The 21,073-nt window shown below is 67.3% G+C and carries 19 protein-coding genes; 9 read left to right on the top strand and 10 right to left on the bottom strand.

Going from position 1 to position 21,073, the window contains the following annotated elements:
* Positions 1-177 precede the first annotated feature (177 nt).
* Positions 178-756: a hypothetical protein gene (locus RFN52_RS23540; RefSeq protein ID WP_184848798.1), complete on the bottom strand. Its 579-nt coding sequence runs from the start codon at positions 754-756 to the stop codon at positions 178-180.
* A 432-nt stretch (positions 757-1,188) separates the two neighbouring features.
* Between RFN52_RS23540 and RFN52_RS23535 the strand changes: the two genes are divergently transcribed.
* Genes RFN52_RS23535 through RFN52_RS23520 form a run of 4 tightly spaced genes read left to right on the top strand, consistent with a single transcriptional unit; the run spans position 1,189 to position 4,147 of the window.
* Complete coding sequence (locus tag RFN52_RS23535) at positions 1,189-1,545, top strand: hypothetical protein (RefSeq protein ID WP_184848797.1); 357 nt, start codon at positions 1,189-1,191, stop codon at positions 1,543-1,545.
* Positions 1,545-3,038 carry a C2 family cysteine protease gene (locus RFN52_RS23530; protein ID WP_184848795.1) on the top strand — a complete coding sequence of 498 codons (1,494 nt, stop codon included), beginning with the start codon at positions 1,545-1,547 and terminating at the stop codon, positions 3,036-3,038. The genes RFN52_RS23535 and RFN52_RS23530 overlap by 1 nt, the downstream gene beginning before the upstream one ends.
* A 10-nt stretch (positions 3,039-3,048) precedes the next feature.
* The gene (locus RFN52_RS23525; protein WP_229856504.1) at positions 3,049-3,384 is read left to right on the top strand and encodes a DUF6406 domain-containing protein; all 336 of its coding nucleotides are present in this window, start codon (positions 3,049-3,051) and stop codon (positions 3,382-3,384) included.
* Positions 3,365-4,147 (top strand): hypothetical protein, encoded by a 783-nt coding sequence (locus RFN52_RS23520; protein ID WP_184848791.1) that lies wholly within the window; start codon positions 3,365-3,367, stop codon positions 4,145-4,147. The genes RFN52_RS23525 and RFN52_RS23520 overlap by 20 nt, the downstream gene beginning before the upstream one ends.
* A 48-nt stretch (positions 4,148-4,195) precedes the next feature.
* On the opposite strand, the gene RFN52_RS23515 is transcribed toward RFN52_RS23520, so the two are convergent.
* Genes RFN52_RS23515 through RFN52_RS23495 form a run of 5 tightly spaced genes read right to left on the bottom strand, consistent with a single transcriptional unit; the run spans position 4,196 to position 7,428 of the window.
* Entirely contained in the window at positions 4,196-4,651 is a 456-nt protein-coding gene (locus RFN52_RS23515; RefSeq protein WP_184848789.1) for a hypothetical protein, read from the bottom strand.
* A 50-nt stretch (positions 4,652-4,701) separates the two neighbouring features.
* Entirely contained in the window at positions 4,702-4,968 is a 267-nt protein-coding gene (locus tag RFN52_RS23510; protein ID WP_184848787.1) for a hypothetical protein, read from the bottom strand.
* A complete protein-coding gene (locus RFN52_RS23505) occupies positions 4,965-5,834 on the bottom strand; it encodes a hypothetical protein (RefSeq protein ID WP_184848785.1) in 870 nt (289 codons plus the stop codon). Before RFN52_RS23505 ends, RFN52_RS23510 begins: the two co-directional genes overlap by 4 nt.
* A gap of 37 nt (positions 5,835-5,871) precedes the next feature.
* Entirely contained in the window at positions 5,872-6,366 is a 495-nt protein-coding gene (locus RFN52_RS23500) for an RDD family protein (protein ID WP_311241035.1), read from the bottom strand.
* Between the two features lie 3 nt (positions 6,367-6,369).
* Positions 6,370-7,428, bottom strand: coding sequence for a hypothetical protein (locus tag RFN52_RS23495; RefSeq protein ID WP_229856506.1), 1,059 nt, complete (start codon positions 7,426-7,428; stop codon positions 6,370-6,372).
* A gap of 680 nt (positions 7,429-8,108) precedes the next feature.
* Here RFN52_RS23495 and RFN52_RS23490 point away from each other — a divergent pair.
* Complete coding sequence (locus tag RFN52_RS23490; protein ID WP_097218954.1) at positions 8,109-8,369, top strand: WXG100 family type VII secretion target; 261 nt, start codon at positions 8,109-8,111, stop codon at positions 8,367-8,369.
* A 199-nt stretch (positions 8,370-8,568) separates the two neighbouring features.
* On the opposite strand, the gene RFN52_RS23485 is transcribed toward RFN52_RS23490, so the two are convergent.
* Positions 8,569-8,871 (bottom strand): hypothetical protein, encoded by a 303-nt coding sequence (locus RFN52_RS23485; protein WP_221758581.1) that lies wholly within the window; start codon positions 8,869-8,871, stop codon positions 8,569-8,571.
* 178 nt (positions 8,872-9,049) lie between these two features.
* On the opposite strand from RFN52_RS23485, the gene RFN52_RS23480 reads away from it, so the two are divergent.
* From RFN52_RS23480 to RFN52_RS23470, 3 genes are all read left to right on the top strand, one after another.
* Complete coding sequence (locus RFN52_RS23480; protein ID WP_184848779.1) at positions 9,050-9,382, top strand: SAV_915 family protein; 333 nt, start codon at positions 9,050-9,052, stop codon at positions 9,380-9,382.
* Positions 9,375-10,838, top strand: a complete 1,464-nt coding sequence (locus RFN52_RS23475; protein WP_184848777.1) for a hypothetical protein — start codon at positions 9,375-9,377, stop codon at positions 10,836-10,838. Before RFN52_RS23480 ends, RFN52_RS23475 begins: the two co-directional genes overlap by 8 nt.
* A gap of 180 nt (positions 10,839-11,018) precedes the next feature.
* Entirely contained in the window at positions 11,019-11,468 is a 450-nt protein-coding gene (locus RFN52_RS23470; protein WP_184848775.1) for a hypothetical protein, read from the top strand.
* Between the two features lie 63 nt (positions 11,469-11,531).
* On the opposite strand, the gene RFN52_RS23465 is transcribed toward RFN52_RS23470, so the two are convergent.
* Both RFN52_RS23465 and RFN52_RS23460 read right to left on the bottom strand, forming a co-directional pair.
* Positions 11,532-16,010, bottom strand: a complete 4,479-nt coding sequence (locus tag RFN52_RS23465; protein ID WP_184848773.1) for a type VII secretion EssC family protein — start codon at positions 16,008-16,010, stop codon at positions 11,532-11,534.
* Positions 16,011-16,108: 98 nt separating this feature from the next.
* Positions 16,109-18,499: a serine/threonine-protein kinase gene (locus tag RFN52_RS23460; protein WP_184848771.1), complete on the bottom strand. Its 2,391-nt coding sequence runs from the start codon at positions 18,497-18,499 to the stop codon at positions 16,109-16,111.
* A 207-nt stretch (positions 18,500-18,706) separates the two neighbouring features.
* Between RFN52_RS23460 and RFN52_RS23455 the strand changes: the two genes are divergently transcribed.
* The gene (locus RFN52_RS23455) at positions 18,707-19,279 is read left to right on the top strand and encodes a hypothetical protein (protein WP_184848769.1); all 573 of its coding nucleotides are present in this window, start codon (positions 18,707-18,709) and stop codon (positions 19,277-19,279) included.
* Here RFN52_RS23455 and RFN52_RS23450 read toward each other — a convergent pair.
* A complete protein-coding gene (locus RFN52_RS23450) occupies positions 19,194-21,041 on the bottom strand; it encodes a serine/threonine-protein kinase (RefSeq protein ID WP_184848767.1) in 1,848 nt (615 codons plus the stop codon). The two genes, RFN52_RS23455 and RFN52_RS23450, sit on opposite strands and share 86 nt — an antisense overlap.
* Between the last annotated feature and the right edge of the window lie 32 nt (positions 21,042-21,073).

The raw sequence follows: 21,073 nt of genomic DNA, 5'->3' as shown, positions 1-21,073 counted from the left end.
CGTTCGGCTTCTTCGAACTCCGAGGGCACCTCCTCCCCCTCCAGTCGGTGACCCAGGACGGCCAGGTGGCTCTCGGCAAGCCGGAACCGACCCCGTGTGGCTGACGTACGAGGGCATTGCGTAGTCGCTTTCGTCAGCGGAAACGTGTGGCGGTGATGACCCGATGAGTCCGTCGGGTCACTGAAAGATGTCCAGCCAGTGCAGCGACCTGGCGAAGAAGGCACGGACGGCCCCGCCCCTCGTGAGGTTGCGGGTGTTGACACCACACATCACGGTGGCCAGGGCGAGGTCGGTGCCGTCAGCCGGGCCCAGAACGGTGAGAGTGGCCTTCTTTCGTGCACTGCTGCCATGGCGACGGATCCGGACCTCCACACCGTTGCGCGTCAGGGTCCGGTCGCCGTGCCGTGCACTGCTCGCGCGGTACCGGTACTCCCGCCCGGTGACCTGCATCCGCAGCGCTCGGCCTGCTCTGGTCTGTGCCCAGCGGTTGCGCTTGAGCCGGACTCCGGTTCCACCGACGCTGAGCTCCGCTATGAAGAGCGATGGCTTTCGTCCGTAGGCCCAGCCCATGAAGGAGGTGACGGGCACAGTGTCGCCCTTGACCTCGGTGACATTCCGGTCCCCCCGCCGACTCGCCGGGTAGACCACCTCGATCCTGCCGAACTCCCCGGCTGTGCCCCGGTACCCGAACTTCCAGGCCTGCCGATGGCCTGACCGGTCCTCCCACCGGTCGAGCGTGTACGTGTGTTGCTGCATGGTTCCTTCCCCTCGCGCCGCTCGTCGCGGATGTGCCACGGCCGGTGTCAGTCGAACGGATTGAGGGCGCTGGCCAGCCACTTGAAGCAGTTGCAAAATGGCCTCGTCGGCACCCTTTCCCTCTGCCTCCTGAACCCTGGCCGACCGGAGCAGCACAATCAAATTCGCTGTTGTGCGCCGGCAATCGCGGCCCCTGAGACTAGTCACCCGGCGACCATCGACAAGCCATAGGACATGTCGGATGTCGCCGAAATCAAGGAGGTGCGCTGACGTGGCCAACAGGCGCACGGATTGTGGCGGCCATGTGATGGTCCGGGGAGATTTCCCACCCCTTCGCATGGTCGAACACGCCCCCCGTATGCTTCCCCAGCGATGCCGTGGACCCGTACGCGAGACGGCATGCACCAGCGGTAAACGGGGGAGGAAACAACCGTGGGGCCCACAACGGGCGATGACGCAGCCGAGTTGAAGAGGCGGGCCGAACGGCTCCGGGAAGCCGCGCGGGAGGCCAGGACGCTGGCCCGCAGGCTGGGACCGTACCTCGACGACGCGGTGAAGAAGGCCACCCCGCGCGCCGCCGCCTTCCGAACCGGCGGCGATGAGGGCGCCATCTGGCAGGGGCCCTTCGCCGATGAATGCACGGCCAAGCTGCGGCAACGGCAACGCACGCTGAACAGCATGGGCACCGCACTGCTGGCGGACGCCACCCGCTGGGAGAGCCAGGCCGACGAACTGCTGCGCCAGGCTGGGGAGAAGGACAAGGCCCAGGCCGGAACGGGTGGCGGCTGATGGGCTTCAGAGGCTTCGACGCCGCCAAGCTGACGACTCTCGCCGGCCACCTGGACACCCTCGCTCAGAACTCCGGAAAGCTCCATTCACAGCTGGCCGCCGTGCTCACCACCGCCCAGCAGAACCTGCCGTCGGGGCAGAACGCCTCCCGCAACCCCGACCTCCAGGATCTCGTCGGCGATGTGATCCCGATGCCGTCGTTCTTCCGTCGCCCGCGTCTTCCCGGCTCCCTAGGCGGCGAACTCGACGACATGCAGTCGTCGATGAAGCGCCGCATCAGGCAGATCGAAGGACTGCGGGAGCTGGAGAAGCGGGGATACCCCGTCAGCGACAGCAGCCTCTTCCTCGACGAGAAGGCGCCCGACGCGAAGAAGATCGACGATGCCCTGCGCCATCTTCACGAGCTGAAGGGCAAGGACTTCGGTACCAACGGCAACCGCGACGACCTGGAGCAGCTCTCCGGCGAGCTCGACGGACTGACCGCCGCCGAACTGGACTCCTTCGTGACGAAGGCCTCGCCCGAGGACCTGGCCTTCTACAACCAGCTGCTCACCTGCACCGACGACTCCGGCTGGAACCCGTTCGACGACAACGGCCTGCCCGAGGGCAGGCGACGGGACACGCTGAGCCTGATGCTGTCCAAGGTGAGTCCGGAGAACGTAGCCAAGTTCACGGCGGCCTTCCCGGGCGTGCAGCCCACATTCACGAACACCGACGCGTACGAGGCGGGCGGCAACAGCCAGAACGGCCAGACCAACAACGGCATTCACTGGGCACCGCCTTCGGACCCCTTGTTCCAAGACGGAGTGTCCGCCGATGACGTCAACCAGCGCCAGTTCGGCGACTGCTGGTACGTCGCATCGCTGGCAGGCCTGGCGCAGAAGGACCCCGCCTTCGTGCAGGAGGGCATCAAGCAGAACCCGAACGGCACGGTGAGCGTCCGCGTCTGGGACAAGGAGGGCAACTACCACTGGGTGACGATGACGGCCGACCTGCCGTCCGACCAGAACGGCAACCCCATCGGTACGTACGGCAACGGGGAGAGCTGGCCGGCGTACTACGAGAAGGCATTCGCGATCGTCTACTCCGACGACGGTGACGACGAGCGTGGGTACGGCGGCATCGAAGGGGACGACCCCAAGAAGTCAGCTCCGTACCTGACCGGCAAGGAAGGCGAGGACCTCACCACCGGCGGCTTCCTTGGCATCGGCGAACACGAGGACAAGTGCCTGGAGTCGCTGAAGGAGTCCTACGACTCCGGGAAGGTCGTCACCGTGTCCACCCCGGCCGACGAGGAACTGGACAAGAACCACCCGGCCGAATGGGGCAACACTTACCACAGCAACCACGCGTACTACGTCCGGGGATTCACCGACGATGGCAAGGTCATCCTCGGAAACCCCTGGGGCGTCTCCGGCTATCCGCCGATTACCGTGTCGCAAGAGCAGTTCAACAAGTACTTCGGCGGAGCGGAGGCCTTCGATGCCCCATGACGCTCGGGAGGTGAGCAGTGTGTCCGAAGGCCAGAAGGTGAAGTATCCCTTCGCATTCGACGGTCGCTGGGCACTTCGTCACCAGATTCCGTACTCCGTCGAACACGATGGCCGGACCTATCAGGTCCTGGCGTCCGTCTTCGCCGAGCCGTCCGTGCACGGCCGTATCCGGATCGGCTGCGAAGGCCGACCCGTCGGGGAGTTCGACGGGTTGACCCCGGGTGACGTTCTGGACATCACCGGGGACAGATGGCGGGTGGTGGGTGTCGATTACCGAACCCGCATCGTGCTGGAGCACGTGATCGACGGTTGCAAGGAGGACACCGGTGTTCAGCCCGGCAAGTAGGTACGGCATCGCGGGTGCCACCCTGGCCTTGTGGGCGTTGACCGCCTGCGGAACGTCGTCCGGCGGCGGTGACAACCCGACGACCGCACCCACGACCACGCAGGCGGCGGCGAAGGACAAGGGCCCGCAATGCATCGGTGAAGCCCCGGCGGACGGCGTGCACGTCCTGCGCGGAGGCGGCTTCCGGCTGCCAGGCGGTGGAGGCGTGCAGTACGCGGCCGCGACCGCCGACGGAACGTCGCGTACTGCGACACTGCGCGACGGGGCCGGTTACGGGGCGGGACAGCAGCAGTGGACCGTGAAGCCGGGATCCCGATTGACCGTCTCGGGCCATGCCTACACCGTGCGGCAGGTCTGTTCCTACCGTGTCGTCCTGGAACCGAAGGACGCCAAGGACAAGGCCGCTCTCGCCGCCGCTCCCGAGTCCATGGAGTTCGCGGGCGGCACCGCCGACAATGCCCTGTGCTTCACCACCAACCGCGCCGTCCTGGCCGCCGCGTCGAAGAGCTTCCCGGCCAAGGGGCAGCCCCTGTCCCTCCTCGACAACGGCAGCGTGAAGCAACTGCCCACCGGCCCCTCCCTCACTGTTTCGTACGTCGACACCGCGGCGGGCACGGCCGGCCTCGGCGCGAACTGCGCCGGTGTTCCGGTGGCCATTTACAAAGACGTGAGCGTCGGCGACACGGTCGAATTCTCGGGAGTGCTGTTCGAGGTGTCGGGGCTTACGGAGCAAGCGGTACGCCTCACCCGGACGAGCGAGTAGCTCGCAGAAGGCCCGGACCAGACCGGCCGCCGACGGCAGGTGTCGGATCTATGGGAGGTGTGGCTGGGAATACACAAGGACGGGCACCTGCGGTGCGAACGCGTCCACCGCGGCCTGGAGCCGTTCTGGGTCCAAACGCCACAGGTTGATGGGACGGCTTGCCAGAAAGAGCTCGTAATCCACGTGGGGGGCCAGGTTCTCGGCCCTCTCCCGACTGACGCCCCTGTTCATGCCGGGCAAAACAGGCGCTCCGGGCTTGCGTTGCACTCCGATGTAGTTGATCCCGTTCCCAGCCGTGCGCTGATGCCACACCACGATGGACGTGATGTCGCTCCATGGGACATGGGCGAGTTGGGCATCGTAACGCGCAGGAGCACCCCCCAGGAGCACCCCTTCGCCGTCGACGCGGAGCGCAACCAGCTTCTTCCACTTCGAGCCGCTGAGCAGTTGGAAAGGCGTTCGAACGAAGTAGGCCTCGTAAACGGGTGAGTTCGCATCAGTCATCAGGAACCTCATGAAGGCCGTGTCGTGCAGGAAAGCTTCGATCCTTCAACCTACTGCGCGGCACCGGTCTTCTTCTTGTGCTCCTCGTCCTGCACGCGTTGCAAGATCTTGTTGTACTGTCCCCGTGCGGCGTCCAGGGCGTCGTGAATCGCCTTCCTCCGGCCGCGCCATTCCGAACGGAACTTGTCCGCAGCAGGGCCTTGCCACGCCTCGGTGCCGGACGCCGCGTCCACCGCGTCCAGCGTCTTGTCGATCTCATTCGCGAATCTCTTCAGATTGTTGAGATCTTTCCTGCACTCTTCGACGCGATCGCTCACTTCGCCCACCCAGTGGCCGACTTCTCAGGTGCGGTCGGCTGCCTGATCAACTTGTTGATGAACTTCTCCAGGGTACGCTCGCTGACCGCCTGTGCCGTGATGCCGGTGGGCGCCTGCGGTGAGTCCACGTTGACCACCCACACCTCGCGGTCTGTCGCGTACGCCGTCAGAAGCGGTCCGGGTTCATCGGCGAGCACGATCAACTGGCTCACCACAAGTGCTCTATCGATCACAGAGGCCAGCTTCTTGTCCACCGTGTCGTCTGTCAGAGCCGACGGGTCTAGCTGTAGGACCTTTCCATCCCGGTCAGCCGTGCCGAAGGGGTCCACAAGCGCCTGGACGATCCGGGCGGCATCGCGCGCCTTGCTGGCGAGGGTGAAGATGTGCAAACCGCCACCGGTGACCTGCTCGATCAACAAGAGGTCAGAGGAATGCACGAAGACAAATGCGGTCACGCTGCCGCTTGACGTCTGCTGCTCGACGGCGAGTGCCCGTGCAGCGGTGCGCCGCAGAGTCAGCGCCATGCTGACCTCCGGCGTAACCCTCATGTCCACATCCGCGGTGCCTTGCGCATCAGTTCCCTCGGACCGCGGGACGGCGTCGAGTTCCGGGATGTTCGCGACCTCCACTGCACCCCGGGAAACCAGCGAGCGAAGCGCCGTTGCCAGTACCCATTCGCGCTGCTCTTCGGAAAGCGTCGACAAGTGTGGTGTCGGCGACACGACTTCCTGCAGTGCGCTGGGGTCCAGCACGGCAAGTTCCTCGTCGGTCAGCTTGATGAGCGGCTGGGTCCCCCCTTCTGCCAGCGCCTTGCCGACAAGTTCGCGGAACTTGTCCAGCTCGAGGTCGAGTTCGAGGTTTGCCATACCGAGTCCCTTATATCTTTGAGGTTCTGCAGTCGGTTCACGAGTCGGCAGAGGCCTTCACGATGCGCACCCCGGAGAAATCGAGCGGTGGCGCTTCACTGCCGCCCAGGAAGAATCCGATGGGCAGGATCGTGAGGCCGTACGTAATGCCGCCGATCCAGCGGCCGAGAAGTTGCCAGAGCCGTGGCCGCCCGCCGTCCGCCATCCTGACCACACGCGTACCTACAAGCAATTTGCCTACGCTGCAACGGAACAGCAGACCCAGCAATACTTGATTGATCAACGAGAGGCCCATGCCGGCGACGAGAACTCGCAGCCACAGATTCCCGCTGGTGAGTGGGGGTGCCTCCGACGCCGGGAGACTCAACACATACACCAACCCGGACATGGCCGCGCAGATAACTGCGAGAGTTCCGTCGATGGCTGCCGCTCCATAGCGTCGGCCCGTGGACGCAGGCGCTGGTGCCGTGGCAGCATCTGGGTTCGGGCGCCGTGGCACACCGAACAAGTCCTTCGATTCCACCGGAGGCATCTCCTACCAGAACTGATACTTCTTGATGGTGCTGGGGACTAGATTCGTGACAGCACTCTTGGCGCCGTTGACGATCTCCTCGCCTTTGTCCGCCACGTCTCCCGCCCACTTGGTCGTCGCATTCCAAGCCCTTTTGGTGGTATCAGCGATCGCCTTTCTGTTGTCATAGGCCCAAGTGCCGAGGAAGTAGGCGCCGGCCACACCGAGGGCCACCCAGCCGACAACAGGGACCGCAGCCGCGACTGTCGCGCTGGCGCCAAGGGCCGTCGCCGCAGCCGATCCGCCCATGACCGCCCCGGCGCCGGCTGCCTCCACAAACCCCATGCCACGGTCAAACCCGCCCAAAACGCCGTCGTGGTCAGGAGCGACCATTTCCTTGACGCCATGAACGACCGCCAGCGGCAAGCCGACACGGTCGAGGATGCTGAGTCCGGGCGCCTGATTCAGCAGCTTGGCCGGCAGAGGAATCTTCAGTTTGGTGGTGAGGAACGTGCGAAGACCCTGCTGCCACTTCCACGGCTGCTGGTAAAGCCCTTCGATCTTCTGGAGCTTCAGAAGCTCGCGCATGTACTCGATATTCTTCAGCTTCAGCCGGTCACCGGTGATGCCGAAGTATTTGTTCAGCTCAAGGACCGCCTTGGCCCCGGCTACGTTCTGCCCTTGGGACCAGCGCTTGTACAGCTGGAGGGAAGCCTCGATGCCCGAGGCGACCTTAGTCAGCCGTAGCGGCATCGTTACGTTCTTCTTTATTTCCTTGAACTCTTCTACATACTCACCGATTTCGCCCTTGCGCTCCTGGTAGTCCTGCCAGGTCTTGAGCACTCCGGTGAGCCCCATGAACATGAGCTCGGCGCTCGGGTCTGCATCCAGAATTCCGAGTCGACGACGCACGTCTTTTGCCTGATCACGGGACCAGGTTGCATCCTGCCGAAAGCGGCCGAGGTTTCCCTGGTCGCCTTCCCATTTGGCGAGAATTCCGGAAACCAGGGGCCCTTGAATGGAGAGTGCGCCATCGGCGACGTCCAGCGCTGCAGCCAGCTTGCGCGCATTATCCTTGGACATTCCCCTGAACGTCACGCAGAAAACCCCTTTGACAGTGCTCGTCATTGCCGCCACGCGGAGCGTCGCCCTCCTGCTGCGACGCGGCCCGCTGAAGCGCGCCGGAAGGCTTTATGCCGTCCAAGCGTCTGTCAAACGCCTTTCCCGGGCGCGTGGTTGCGTCGAAACAAGGTAGCAAAGGCGCCCTGGCAAGCTACCGGCGGATCCCCGCCAGGAGAGAGCGCGATCAGCGCTCGTGACGCCATTCACGTACGCGCAACCCAACTCCCGCGTACACATACATGGCTGACTCATGTACAAATTTTCACACTCTTCGAACATCGTCCGTCACGCGCCTCGGGCAGCGGAGGGTGATCGGACTCGCAGCCATTGCGCCGGCTGTGTGACAACGCCGGACAACGGCGCATCTCGTCCTTGTTTGAACCGATCAGGCCTATATTCCCGCGGTACTGCCCTCCTTGCGCATTGCGCGTAAGTCTGGCCTCTCCCTGCCAAGGAGCTGCCGGTGCACCGGCAGCCCGCCCGGAGACACCGCGGCTCGGGCTCACCATCAGGGTCAACACCACTCGTTCACACACAACTCCCGTCCCTGAAGGCGATGGACGGCGGCTACCTCTGGTGCGGTAGCGTCCCTTGGTGCAAACGGATAGTCCGTTTACGTGTGTGACACGGGGAGGATCGCCATGGATCGCGGTGCAGATCTCACTCAGCTTCGGGAGCTGTCCAAGCTCTTCGGCAAGAAGGCCACCGACCTCCAGGGCCTCATCAAGGCACTGGAGTCCGCCACGAGCCACAGCTCGGGCTACTGGAAGGGCCCCAAGGCCGACCGCTTCCGGAACGACTGGCACGACATCAAGCCGACGTTCGACAAGTGGGTCGACACGCTGAACGACGCCAGCAAGTCGGCCAACACCAGCGCCGACAACATCGAGCGCGCGACCTGAGCTGACGCCTGCCGCGCCGACGTCGTAGCTGCCGGGGCATTCCTTCGAGGCCGTCGCACCTCGAGCGGGATGCCCCCGGCGGCAGTTGAACAGGAGGTGCGGACAGTCACTGTGCGCGACGTCAGCACGTCAAGGAACGACGTCGAGCGACACAGGAGCTGCCGCCTCAGCCCCGCACGGACAGCTCACGCGCGGCGACTCAGACGTCCTTGTTGTACATACGCGCTTCGCTTTGTGACACCTTCTCGGGTTCACTCCGAATGGCGGCATCAATGATAGGCAGCAGTTTGTCGACCTGCTCGACCAACTTTTTGTTCCGCCCGTCCAGTTCTCTATGCCAGGCTCGCGCGTTCTTCCCTACCCAGACCTTGTCACCGCCGATCTGTTCGGTCGGGCCCTTGAGTGCCTTCTTGATGCTCTCCACCTCTTTGGCCAGGTCGCTCCGCAGCCGCTCAAGGTCCGCCTTCCGCGGATTGGGCACCTTGGCATCTGAATCCGCCACAACCCCACCCCTCATTCATTGCAGTTCCGGCTGACGAATGCTCACCGTACCAGCGACCTCTGAGCGTTCCGGTGGAGCCCCCAGCGGAAGCGGAAAGCCGCTGGCGTCAACTCGATGCCAACATAAGCCGTCTGGAGATCACATTGCTTGCCGGTCCATCACCTCATAATCTGTCGCAATGACCTCAAGCGAAACGGCCCAGGCCGCTCCCGAAGCTCTCGTGCTTCCCACCATGACCGAGGTGCCTCAAGGACCTGACGGCTCCCCGCTCAGCGACAGCACCGTCGACGTCATCCTCGTGCCCATGGCCGGTGATGACGGCGAGGAGCGGCTCGTGGCATTGGCTTTCACGTCCATCCCCCTGCTGGTCGAGGCCATGGGAGAAGGGCAGCCTTGGGTCATCATCCCCACCGAGGAAGTAGGGGAGGCACTCAGCGGGTCGGGCGCAGCCGCGGTGCTGATCGACCCTCAACTGGCCGACAGCGCGGAAGGTGAATCGACCAGTGGTTGATCCAAACTTCTCCGGAATCAACCCGGACAACCTCTTGAGGACGATCAAGGACCTTGAGTCCGGCGGTAAGAAACTGCACGGGGCAAAGTCCTCATATGTGAGCAGATTTCAGAAATTTGGGCTAGAGACGAGCAACCTGTCAGAAATCGGTAAGATCGCCGGCTGGGTCGATGACGAGTTGCCCATGCTTCGCCGCCGTCAGGCACTCGCAGCAGCAATGGAGCTTGACCAAAAGGGCATTCAGAAGCCTGGCGCCATGGTCCAGCTTCGCGAACCCATAGCGACGATCGGCGAGGCTCGAAGCGCGGGAAAGAAGCTTGCAGAGGATGCAAACGAGGCGGCTGGGCTCGACCGGGGTAAAGCTGGCCCTGAATTCCACCGAATCGCAGAGGAACTTGCGAAGCACAAGGGCGACCCTGACTTCGCTTCGGCGTTCTACGCCAAGATGGACCCCGACCTCGTCAAGAACCTGCCAGTCGCCGTCGCGGCGGCCAACGCCCCGTCAGCCAAGGACGATGTAAAGATCTTTGGGTCCGCGTTCACGACGGCGGTCAATGCTGAAACACCTGCTCCTGGTTTCAACAAGAAGGCCGCGCTCTTCCACGGTCAGTTCACGAAGGACGAGCCCACGGCTGTGTTCAACCGGGCGCTCATGCAGGGGGACAATCCGGATCTTTGGGACCTTGCCTGGAAGCACACACAGATCGCCGCGAAGAAGCTGCTCGACCCGGCAGACACGTGGTCCGACAGTGCTGGTCTACTCGCCAGCGTGATCGGCGTTCAGTCGAAGTATGCAGCCCATTTCTGGGAGAATGCACAGAAATTCTCCGGTGAAGCGGCCCAGTTGAAGCAACAGCGCCTCGACGCTATGACCAAAGCGCAAAAACGAGAGTTCAAAAACGCCACTAGTCGCGCAGCCAAAGCCTCCGGAAAGTCGGCGCGGGAAGCGGAACGCATACTCGCAAAGTACGGGATGGGCTCGTTCTCCCGGCTTATGGAAGCCTCCGTTGCCGACGGCGGAAGCTGGCTGATCAACAAGGTTCCCGGCCTCAAGCCGCCCAGCACTACGTCGCTGTGGGGTCGAGCCCTCCGGACCGGCGGAAAGGTGCCTCTGGTAGGAAGCCTCCTCACCATTGGCGCCATCGGCTGGGATATCAGCAACGGTGAGGAGAAGGACGTCGCCGTGGCCGCCAACGTTGGTGGAATGGCGGCCGGTATGGGTGCAACATGGGGTGCGACGGCACTTGTTGCGGCCGCCGGGGGTCCGGTCGGCTGGGGAATCGCAGCAGGTGTCGTAGTGGGATTCGGTATCGGCTATGGCGTCTCCTACGCCATCAAGACAGAGACCGGTAGGAAGGCAGTCAACGCCGTTACTGGCGCCGCCAAGAGCGCAGGAAAGGCGATCGGTGACGCCGCGTCAAGCGTCAAGAATACGGTGGGCGGATGGTTCTCATAGGATTGCAGGAGAATGACTAAGAAAAGGAAGAAGCGCCCTGCGGAGCAGTATCGGCTTCCGCCTCACGTCCATAAGGCACGTCAGGACGTCGCCAGGGCCAAGGCGTGGAGGCCGCGGCCCCCTCTCCCGCAAGTCCGCCTGATCCTAGTCGGGTTTGGGCTATTTCTGCTGTGCGTAGGGATGGCTCTATTCTTCGTACTGCCGTCGCATTCCCTGGTTCAGGACCTGCGTTCCCGCGGGGTGAGCGCCGCTGCCACGGTCGTCGGTGTCGATTCGAAGCCGAAGTACGTGAAGGTTCGTCTGGTGAGCAGCCCCAAGGCAGGCACCGAGGTCAAGCTCTGGGACTACGCCGGGATGCTTCCCGAAACGCAAACCGGCGCTTCCATGATCGTCACCTACGATCCCGAGGACCCATCCCGTATCCTCGCTCAGAGCTGGGTGGAGGACCCGCCAGCAAACCTGCCTGCCTACGGCACTTCGGCTCTGGCCGTCATATGTCTCGGCCTCACCACGGCAGTGATCTGGCGTCGTCTCTGGATTCTTCGCACGTTCGGCCCGGAGGAACCCCCAGCCTCGTCGACGGGTGGCAAGAAGCCGAGTGCCAAGAGCACTGGCGACACAAAGCCTTAGTTCTCAGTGGCAGGCAAGCAGCGCCGAGGGGCTCCCGCTCAGTGAGCGGGAGCCCCTCGCGATTTACGCGTTCATCACAGCCTGCACCGGCACAAACGCCCCGCCGGCCACGAACAATCCGCTGCCCGCTGCCCCGCCCCCGCTGTTCGCAGGCAGCCGGATGCCGAACAGCTCTCCGTCCGATGAGCTCTGCGGCGTCAGCAGCAGGCCATTGCGGGACTTGCGGGCCTCGACCGCGAAGCCCCGGTACTGGCCGGACAGTGAGTCCGTCGTGCCGGCGGCGAGCAGGCCCACACCGCCGTCGGCTCCCTTGCGGATGACCCCTTCCAGCGGTTCGTCCAGCGGTGCGTCGTAGAGGAGTTCGGCGTCGTCGACCACGACAACGTACGGTCGTCCGTCGAGCTGGTCCTGGATCTCCTCCAGGTCGTCGCCCGAGCTGTCCGCGTTGAGCATGCCCAGCACGCCCTCTCGCCCCTCGAGGTCCCGCAGTGGAGACCGGCGAGGTGTGACAACCACCAGAGGCGTACCTGCTCGCAGAAGCGACTCGGCAGCGCACAGCAGTGCCGTGGAACGGCCGGACTTCGGCGGGCCCGCGATGACGAAGCCGGGGCCGTTCTCCTCCAGGTCGATCCCGATGGGGTGGAGCTCGTCGCCGCCCACGGCGAGCAGCGCCCACAGAGGCGACGGCGGGACGAAGTCCGGGTCCAGAGCCATTGCCTCCGACGCCGTGATGCGCGACGGAAGGGCATCGACTCGCAGAGGACGGCGGCCCGCCGGGACGCGGCCGTAGCGGGTTCGCGCCTCTTCCGCGATCTCGCGGAGGGCACGGACCTGGGCCTGACCGGCAGGATCCTGCGCCAGTAGGCCGATCTGCGTCTCGTCCACACCGGTGTCGGTGATCCGCAGGGCGCGTCCGGGTGGCATGTTCTTCGGGACCTCGCGGGCCTGGAGACCTGCTGTGGAGTAGTCGTTCGGGTCGGCGAAGCGCATGACGAGTCGGTCGGCGAAGGCCGAGGAGACGTGACCGCTGAGGCCGCTGCGGTCGGCCGTCATGACGACCTTCAGACCCGCTGCCGAACCCTCACGGAAGAGTCTCTGGGCCGCTTCCAGCAGCTGACCGTAGTTGTAGTTCTCGAATGTCGAGGCGAATCCCTCCCAGCTGTCCAGCAGCAGCACCATCCAGGGCAGGCGCTCTTCAGGAGCGGCACTCGCGCGCTGTTCCGCCGCACTCGACGCGCCCTCCATTGCGAGCAGTTGCTGTCGACGGGCGACCTCCACCTGCAAGCGCTGGATCAGGCGACGGGCTCGGTCCGGCTCGTCGCGGGTCACGACAGCGCCCACGTGAGGCAGACGCACCAGCGGCAGAAGGGCGTTGGAGCCGCAGTCGATGCCATAGACGTGCACATCGAGCGGTGAGGTGTTCCGGGCCAGGGAGCCGGCCAGGGTACGAAGAGCCGTCGAGCGACCGGAGCGGGCGCCGCCGAGCAGCAGTGTGTGCTCGCCGTGCACGAGGTCCAGGGACACCGGCACGCGGCTCTGCTTCGCCGGCAGGTCGACCAGGCCGTACGGGATCGGAGGCACGTCGCCGTCCGGGGCGGCCGGTGCACCGCCGTAGGCAGACAGTTCGTCGAGTGTGACGGACTCCGCCAGCGGCGGCAGCCATGGGCTGCGCTGCTCGCCGAAGCCCATCCGCTCGGCGCCTTCGCGTACGGCGTCGACGAGGACGGCCAGGTCCGTGACCATCGTGCCGTCGTCCTCGGCCTCCTCCCGCTTGGGCAACGGGCGGGCATAGGCGTTCCACGGCAACGGGATCAGCGTGGCCTTCGGGCCCGTCTGGCCCGTGGCGGGGCGACGGCCACCGATACGGGCCGACTGCACGCCGACCAGGGACTGGGCGCCGGAACGCACGTACATGCGCCCTGGAGTCGACTTGGCGATCGCGCCCGAGTCCGGTGCGTCGATGACGTCCATCGACTCGGAGGCGTCGGTGACGCGCAGGGCGATGCGGAGGTTGGTGTTGGCACGGATGTCGGCGCTCACCACACCCGCGGGACGCTGCGTCGCGAGGATCAGGTGCACGCCGAGCGAGCGGCCCCGGCGCGCGATGTCGACCAAGCCCGCGATGAAGTCGGGCAGTTCGGCGACCAAGGACGCGAACTCGTCGATGACGAGCACGAGCCGGGGCATCGGCTCCAGTTCGGGGCGGAGCTTGCGGGTGTCGTTGTAGTCCTCGATGTCCTTGGCCGCCGCATCGAAGAGGATGCGCTCCCGGCGATGCAGCTCGGCCGCGAGTGAGGCGAGGGCCCGCTCGGTCAGATGGGCGTCGAGGTCGCTGACCATGCCGACGGTATGGGGCAGGCGGGCGCAGTCCATGAACGCGCTGCCGCCCTTGTAGTCGATGAGGACGTAGTTCAGGGCGTCGGGACGGTTGGCGACCGCCAGCGAGGCGATGATCGTCTGGAGCAGCTCGGACTTACCGGCACCCGTCGTACCGGCGACCAGCGCGTGCGGCCCGTCACGGCGGATGTCCAGGACGAACGCGCCGTCGGCGGCGAGTCCGATGGGTGCGGCCGTGGTCGATCCACCTGCCCGCCAGATGCGTTCCACTTCGGTACCCGCCGGGTTGGGCATGTTCAGCAGGTTCAGCAGCCGGGCCGAGGTGGGCAGGGCGGAATCGGCGTCGTCGCGACTGACGTCGCGGACCGGGGCGAGGGAGCGGGCCAGGAGTTCGCACCATTCGTACGGAACCTGGTCGGCCAGCACATCGCCGACGGCCTCCAGGCCGTAGCCGCGCACCCGGACATGGTGGGCCGCGTCCGGTGACCAGGCCACGACGGCTTTGCACTCCTCGGGAAGCAGCCGCTCGTCCTCGTCGATACAGAGGGCGAAGATGCCGTACTGCGGTCCCTCGGTGAGGAGTTGGGGAACGCCCGGGACGCGGCGCAGCAGCCGTGCTCCGTCGAGGATCAGGAGCACGTTGGCGTCCGGATAGAGCTGGCCCGTCATGTTGTGCTGCTCGCGGGCCGCCTTGCGTCGAGCCAGTTCGTTGAGCAGTTCGTTGACCCGGCGGCTGATGCCCTCCGAGTCGAAACCGACCAGGGCGACGCAGTCCTGTCCCTCGTCGGGGTTGGTGTGCGGAAGCCAGTGCGCCCAGTGCCACTCGGCGCCGGCGGCCGGTGTCGCGGCCAGGGAGACCAGTGACAGGTCCCGAGGGCTGTGCAGCACGGCGGCCTGCACGCTCAGCCAGCGCGCGGTGGCAAGGGCACGGGCGCGGTCTCCCGCGATGCCGACCACGCCGAGCCGGGCGAAGGGCAGGGTGACGGGGACGTCGGGCAGGACCGGGGGTTCCGGGGGCTCCTCGTCGTGCGCTGAACCGCCACGCGCGAAGACGAGTTCCACGTCGGAGGGCAGGGCTCCTAGGCCGATACGCAGCTGCATCGCGTCCGGGTCGGTGAGCCGGCGCTCCCAGAGACGGCGGCGCGGTCCGGTCGCGAAGAGCAGGATCTCCGCCGGGTCGGGGTTGTCCTCGCGGCGGGCGCGCTGTTCTTCCTTGCCGAGGGTGACGAGTTCGGACTCGTGGGCCGCGAGATCCTTCTTGTACTGCTTGAGGGACGTCTTGTGCTTCTTCTTGCCCTCGCGGTTCTCACTGATCCACTGGCCCAGCATCATGAGCGGGCTCATCAGGCAGAACAGCAGCATGTAGATCTGCTTGGTGATGAAGTACATCGACAGCCCGAACAGCATGGGCATGAAGGCCATGATGAACTGGAAACGCGCCCGTTCCCCCTTGGAGGGAGGCACCGGCACGGCCAGCCGCCGCCGAGGCCGCAGCGGCGACAGCCGAGGGGGGCGGTTGTAGGCGAGGCCGCCTTCGCTCATCAGGGACAGATGCGCATCCGGCTCGGCCACCTGGTCGAGGACCAGCAGCGAGTCACCCACGCGTACGACGCCGCCCAGGGGCCAAGGAGTCCCGGCCGTCACCGCGTCATCGTTCAGCCGGGCACCGGTGCCGGTCTCCGGGGTGAGGGTGACGTTGCCCTGGAGGTCGATGGTCAGCCGGAGGGCGACCGCCGGCAGTGAGGCGTCCGGCAAGGGGAGCGAACAGGTCGGCGCCGATCCGGCGGTTGCCGCGCCGACGCCCAGCCGGACCACCCGCCCCGCGCCGGGACCGCCCGCCACGCGCAGTTCGTACTGTCCGACCGGCTCGCCCTTGCGCAGCAGCGGGCCTATCGAGGGGTCGACGGAGACGCGCATGCCGTCCCGCAGGGCGCCGGCCGCCGGTGCCGCGGGGTCGCACAGCTCACCGTCCGCCCACAGCACCGGCGCCCCGGAGACCGCCGTTCCGTAGCCGGGCAGCGAGGCCAGGGAGGTCCCGGGCATGGCCACGACGTTCTCCGACCCGACACCCCGCGGGTTGATGCCTTGTCCGACGGCCTGCGCCAACACCTCCGCGACATCGCCAGCCGTGGCGGTGTCGTCGGCGGTGACGACGACGTCCTCCGGCTCACCGCCTTCGCGTACGACCGTGACCAGCATCCGCATGATGGTCGTCCTCCCCGTCGGCCCCTGTGGCCACGTTCGTTAACTTCAGCTAACGGAGACTATGGCAGTCCCCTGCATGGCGCCCCAGCGCCCCGGCGTCACACCGCCGGCATCGCGTAGATCTCCGGTCCGTTCGTCACCAACAGTCGGTTTCCTGCCGTCGCGATCTGCCACGGGGCGCCGGAGTCCTTGTCATCGGTCCATGTCCAGCGCACGTCCCCGGTCTTGGCCTCAAGGGCGATGACGCCGCCTGACAGAGGCCCGGCAGCGCAGTACAGCGTCGTGCCGGCCCTCACGAACGTCCCCGCCCCGCCGCGGTTCTGGTCCTCGCAGAGCCAGATCCGCCGCTGCGTCCTGACGTCGACGGCCCAGATGCCGCGGTCGTAGTCGCTGACGTAGAGCACACCGTCGATGACGGCCGGGTTGTTGAAGCCGCGGCGGCCCTCGGGGGAGAGCGTCCAGCGGGTACGGCCGGTCTCCGCGTCGACCGCTGTCAGCTTCTCGCCGGGCAGGAAGACGAGGCCGTTCGCGACCGTGGGCTGCCAGGCCCAGTCGTCGCCGATCTTCTGCGTCCACAACTGGTCGCCGGTTGCGGTGTCGCGCACGGTGAGGTTGTGGTTGGAGTCCGCGTAGACGAGGTACTTGCCGGAGACGGTGCCCTGGACGTCGTAGTCCCGCGTGCCCCAGTCGCGGTGCTGCAACCACACCTTCTTCCCGGTGCTGTGGCTGATCGCGGCGATGGCGGTGCGGTAGTCGGTGGCGCTCTGGGCCTGTGCGTAGTCGGTTGCCGTGACGTACACGTTCTTGTCGTCGATGGCGATGGTGCTCTCGATGCCGAGTTTCTTGCCGAGTCGGCTGCGCCACACCTCCTTGCCGGTCTTCACGTCCCGGGCGACGAGGACTCCCTCGACGCCGCTGTCGGCGAGGAACACCTTGCCGTCGTGGAACAGGAGCGGGGAACCGGGGGCGCAGACATCGGGCTTCGACCAGCGGGCTTCACCGGTCTTCACGTCATACGCCACCAGAGGGTCGCCGCTGATCAAGAGCAGGCCGTCATGAATGAGGAGGGGTACATCGGTGGTGGTGCTGTCTTCCGCCGCTGTCTCGTGCCACAGGGGTTGGGGGGCGACTCCCGCCGGCGGGGTGGTGAAGTTCTCCCCGGCGGGACGGGCGGAACCGGCGCCGTTCTTACCGGTCGCCCCGTCCGCGGTGTCGCCGTTCCTGCTGAGCCACCAGGCGGAGCCGCCGCCCGCCAGCGTCACGGTGGCGGCACCGCCGAGCGCGAGACCGAGAACACGGCGGCGGGAAGGGGAGGTGGTGGCGACAGTGGAGGCCGGCCCCGGGGCACCGGGGTGTCCTTGAGGGCCGTGGCCCGGCGGGGGCGTTCCGTACCCGGGAGCGGGAAGGCCGCCCGGCGGTGTGGCGTAGCCGGGGGCCGGCGATCCCTGGGCGGCGGCCGCGGGGGCACCGCCGTATCCCGGGGCCTGCGGATACCCGTAGCCCGGGGTGGGGATGCCCGGTGACTGCGGTGCCCCCTCCGTCATCGTCGGCGCGGGCCCGAAGGACGCGGCGCCCGTGGGCTGAGGCCGCTGCGGCGCCTCCAGGTCCAGGATGCCGGCCGCATGCGTGGCGATCGTCGAGGCCACCGCCGACGGCAGCCAGTCACTGAGGACGCCTTCGACCCCCTGCGGGGCGAGCGCCGCCACGATTTCGGCCGGAACCGGCCGATGCGCCGGGTCCTTGGCGAGGCAGGCGCGGACGAGGCCCAGCAGTTGCTGCGGTACGCCCTCGACGTCGGGATCACCGTGCACGACCTGATAGAGCAACGAGGCGTGCGAGGCGGCGCCTTGGCCGAACGTGCCCCGACCGGTTGCGGCGAACGCGAGGACGGCGCCCAGCGAGAAGACATCACTCGCCGTGCCGATGTTCTCGCCCAGCGCCTGCTCCGGTGACATGTAGCCGGGAGACCCGACCACGACGCCCGTCTGCGTCATACGGCTTCCGTCCACCGCCCGCGCGATGCCGAAGTCGATGACGCGCGGACCGTCTGCCGCCAGCAGGACGTTCGACGGCTTCATGTCACGGTGGATCAGTCCGGCGGCGTGCACCTCCTGGAGGGCTGCGGCGAGGCCGGCGGCCAGCGCCCGGACGGTGTGCTCCGGCAGGGCACCGTGCGCGGTGACCACGTCCGTGAGGTCCGGGCCGAGCACGTACGACGTCGCCAGCCACGGCAGCGGCGCGTCGGGGTCGGCGTCCACGACCGGGGCGGTGAAGCGGCCGGAGACCGCCTTGGCCGTCTCGACTTCGTGCCGGAAGCGGTCGCGGAAATCGCCGTCCGCGGCCAGGTCCGGACGTACGACCTTCACCGCGACGGTACGGCCACCGGGTGAACGGGCGAGGTAGACCCGCCCCATGCCGCCGGCACCGAGTCTTCGCAGAAGTCGGTACGTGCCCAACTCCGCAGGATCGTCCGGCTGCAGTGTCTCCATGGTGGGCCTTCCCCGGCATGGCCCGATGGGGCATGCGTCATGCGTCTGTGATGGTGTTCGCTTTGGCAGACACAGTAGTGAGCACCCCAACCAGGGTGAGAATTAGGGGCCATGAGCGGAAGTTCGGCGAGGCCGAAGCGGAGAAAGGCGGCTGGATCTGCCTTGCGGTACGAGCACAGGGCAGAGCGTCCGCCGTCCCTTCGCCGCGTGAAGACCACGTTCGGGGAGCGCCTGTTCGGTTGCCTGGTGCTGCCCGGCTTCGTCGTCCTGATCATGCCGCTGGTCCTGTTGGACATGTACTGGGGCCACGAGCTGTGGGGTGACTTCGCTCCGGCGTGGCCCGGCGGTGCGTACGCCTTCACCGGCGTGGTCGGCGCCCTGGTGCCGGTGGTCTTCTTCGCCTGGGTGGCGCCACTGACCCGGATGGACTGGAAGAAGAACAGGGCGCGTTCGCTGGCCTGGGTGGCAGCCTCCCTGCCCGGGCTGGGCGCTTGCTACCTGGTCGCCGGGGTGATCGCCACGACCGTGCGGCCCAAACGGCGCCGCAACTGGGACTCCGGCTGTTACAGCGAGGGCGGCCCCTGCTGGGTGCACGTGCACTACCCATGGCTGTGGGTCGTCGGCCTCGTCTCCACCCTCGTGGCGGCCGCGCTGCTGATCACCCTGCTCGTCAGGCTCAGCCGCAGGGCGGCCCCTACCCCACCCTCGACATCCGCGCCTCCGGCCGACCCGACTCCTGGCTCTCCGACCGGTACCGGAGGTCGTCGCCCACCGGCTTGAGGTGGACGGTCGTCTTCGCCGGGTTGCAGCCGCTGTGATTGGTCTTCGCGCCGACCGACGTGGCGACGAGTTCCGTCTTCGTCACCTGCTTCAGGGTGAGTACGTCGACGCAGACGCCGCCGATCGGGTCCGTCTGGCGGAGCTTGCCCAGTTCCTGGCCGACGGCGGTCCGTTCGACCGTGAGGCGGAACGTGCCGAGGGGCAGTCTGCCGTCGAGGGCGATGCCCTGGCCCTCCCAGGTGCCGAGGTACGTGGCGGGTACCGCGCCGGCGGAGGGGGCGGAGCTCGCGCTGGCCGCCGGGGGCGAGTCGGAACCGCTGGAGGAGTCCGCGTCGTCCTGGCCTCCGCCCCGGTCCGGCAGCAGGTCGAACACGAACACCGACCCGATCGTCACGGCCGCCATCGCCCCGGCGACCGCCAGCGCCACGGAGCAGCTCAGCCTCCGCACCCGTCCGCCGCTCTCGCCCTCCGGCGTGGACGTGGCAGCGACGGAGACGGTGACCCTGCCGGGGCGCGGCCCGGAGGCCGGGGCGGTGTCCTGCGGGTGGTCGCCGTCCCGGGGTTCGGGCACGGCGGCGACGTGGGGTGTGGGGGCCATCGTCGGGGGTGGCATCGCCGGGAGTGGCATCGCCGGGGGCGGGGTCGCCCCGGAAGAGGCGGCCTCGGAAGAGGTCACCGCAGACGGCATCGACCCGGGCGGCAGTACCCCGGGCGATGGCATCACCGGCGGCGGACCGAACACCCCGAGACCGTCGCTCCCGTCACTCCCGGGCGCTTCCGGCCCGCCCACCGAGGGGCTGCTGAAACCAACCGGCCCGGAAGGCCCCCCGGCCCCTGCCCCGGCCCCGCCCGCCGCCCCGGCTCCCGTCACCTCCAGGTTCAGCAGGTGCACGGCACTCCGGCTCACCTGCTCCACCAGCGCCCCCGGCAGCCACCCGCCCGCCACCAGCCGGGCCGCGCCCTCGGGGGCCAGTCGGCGGGCCAGCTCAGCCGGGGCGGGCCGCGCCGCCGGGTCCTTCGTCAGGCACTCCGCCGTCAGGCCCCTCAGCTCCCCGTCCAGCAGGCCGAGTTCCGGCTCCTCGTGGACGACCTTGTAGAGCAGGGCGGCGGAGGAGTCCCCGGGAAAGGGAGGCCGGCCGGTCGCCGCGTACGCGAGGACCGCGCCCAGCGAGAAGACGTCGGCGGCGCCCGTGACGGCCTTGCCGAGGATCTGCTCGGGCGACATGTAGCCGGGCGAGCCGATGGACACGCCGGTGGAGGTGAGGGACGCCGTGCCGTCCGTGGCCCGGGCGATGCCGAAGTCGATGAGGAGCGGGCCGTCGAGGGTCAGCAGGACGTTCGACGGCTTCACGTCCCGGTGCACCAGCCCCAGCTCGTGCACCGCCGCCAACGCCTCGGCGAGCCCCGCCCCCAGCGCCCGTACGGTGTGGGCCGGCAAGGGACCGCCGTCGGCGACCGCGGCCGACAGGGACGGGCCGGCGGCGTACGCCGTCGCCACCCATGGCACCCGCGCCCCCGGGTCCGCGTCCAGGACGGGCGCCGTCCAGGCGCCGCCCACCCGGCGCGCGGCCTCGACCTCGCGCCGGAAACGCGCCCGGAACTCCTCGTCCAGGGCGAAATGCGGATGCACGATCTTCACGGCGACCGTGCGGCCACCGGCGCTGCGGCCCAGATAGACCCGGCCCATGCCGCCGGAGCCCAGCCGGCCGAGCAGCCGGTAGGGCCCCACGACGGTGGGTTCGTCGACGTCGAGCGGCCGCATGGGCGTCACCCCTCCCCCGTGGGCAGGCGGGG

It is taken from the genome of Streptomyces collinus (assembly GCF_031348265.1).
Classification (GTDB): domain Bacteria; phylum Actinomycetota; class Actinomycetes; order Streptomycetales; family Streptomycetaceae; genus Streptomyces; species Streptomyces collinus.
Note: the sequence above shows the minus strand (reverse complement) of the source record. Positions and strands in the feature narration are given on the sequence as shown.

Coding starts and splice junctions, on each gene's coding strand:
- RFN52_RS23505 (WP_184848785.1), bottom strand. CDS start 5,834: ATGGCAAACCTCGAACTCGACCTCGAGCTGGACAAGTTCCGCGAACTT.
- RFN52_RS23490 (WP_097218954.1), top strand. CDS start 8,109: ATGGATCGCGGTGCAGATCTCACTCAGCTTCGGGAGCTGTCCAAGCTC.
- RFN52_RS23460 (WP_184848771.1), bottom strand. CDS start 18,499: ATGGAGACACTGCAGCCGGACGATCCTGCGGAGTTGGGCACGTACCGA.
- RFN52_RS23465 (WP_184848773.1), bottom strand. CDS start 16,010: ATGCGGATGCTGGTCACGGTCGTACGCGAAGGCGGTGAGCCGGAGGAC.
- RFN52_RS23530 (WP_184848795.1), top strand. CDS start 1,545: ATGGGCTTCAGAGGCTTCGACGCCGCCAAGCTGACGACTCTCGCCGGC.
- RFN52_RS23495 (WP_229856506.1), bottom strand. CDS start 7,428: ATGTCCAAGGATAATGCGCGCAAGCTGGCTGCAGCGCTGGACGTCGCC.
- RFN52_RS23515 (WP_184848789.1), bottom strand. CDS start 4,651: ATGACTGATGCGAACTCACCCGTTTACGAGGCCTACTTCGTTCGAACG.
- RFN52_RS23540 (WP_184848798.1), bottom strand. CDS start 756: ATGCAGCAACACACGTACACGCTCGACCGGTGGGAGGACCGGTCAGGC.
- RFN52_RS23480 (WP_184848779.1), top strand. CDS start 9,050: ATGACCTCAAGCGAAACGGCCCAGGCCGCTCCCGAAGCTCTCGTGCTT.
- RFN52_RS23450 (WP_184848767.1), bottom strand. CDS start 21,041: ATGCGGCCGCTCGACGTCGACGAACCCACCGTCGTGGGGCCCTACCGG.
- RFN52_RS23500 (WP_311241035.1), bottom strand. CDS start 6,366: ATGCCTCCGGTGGAATCGAAGGACTTGTTCGGTGTGCCACGGCGCCCG.
- RFN52_RS23470 (WP_184848775.1), top strand. CDS start 11,019: ATGGCTCTATTCTTCGTACTGCCGTCGCATTCCCTGGTTCAGGACCTG.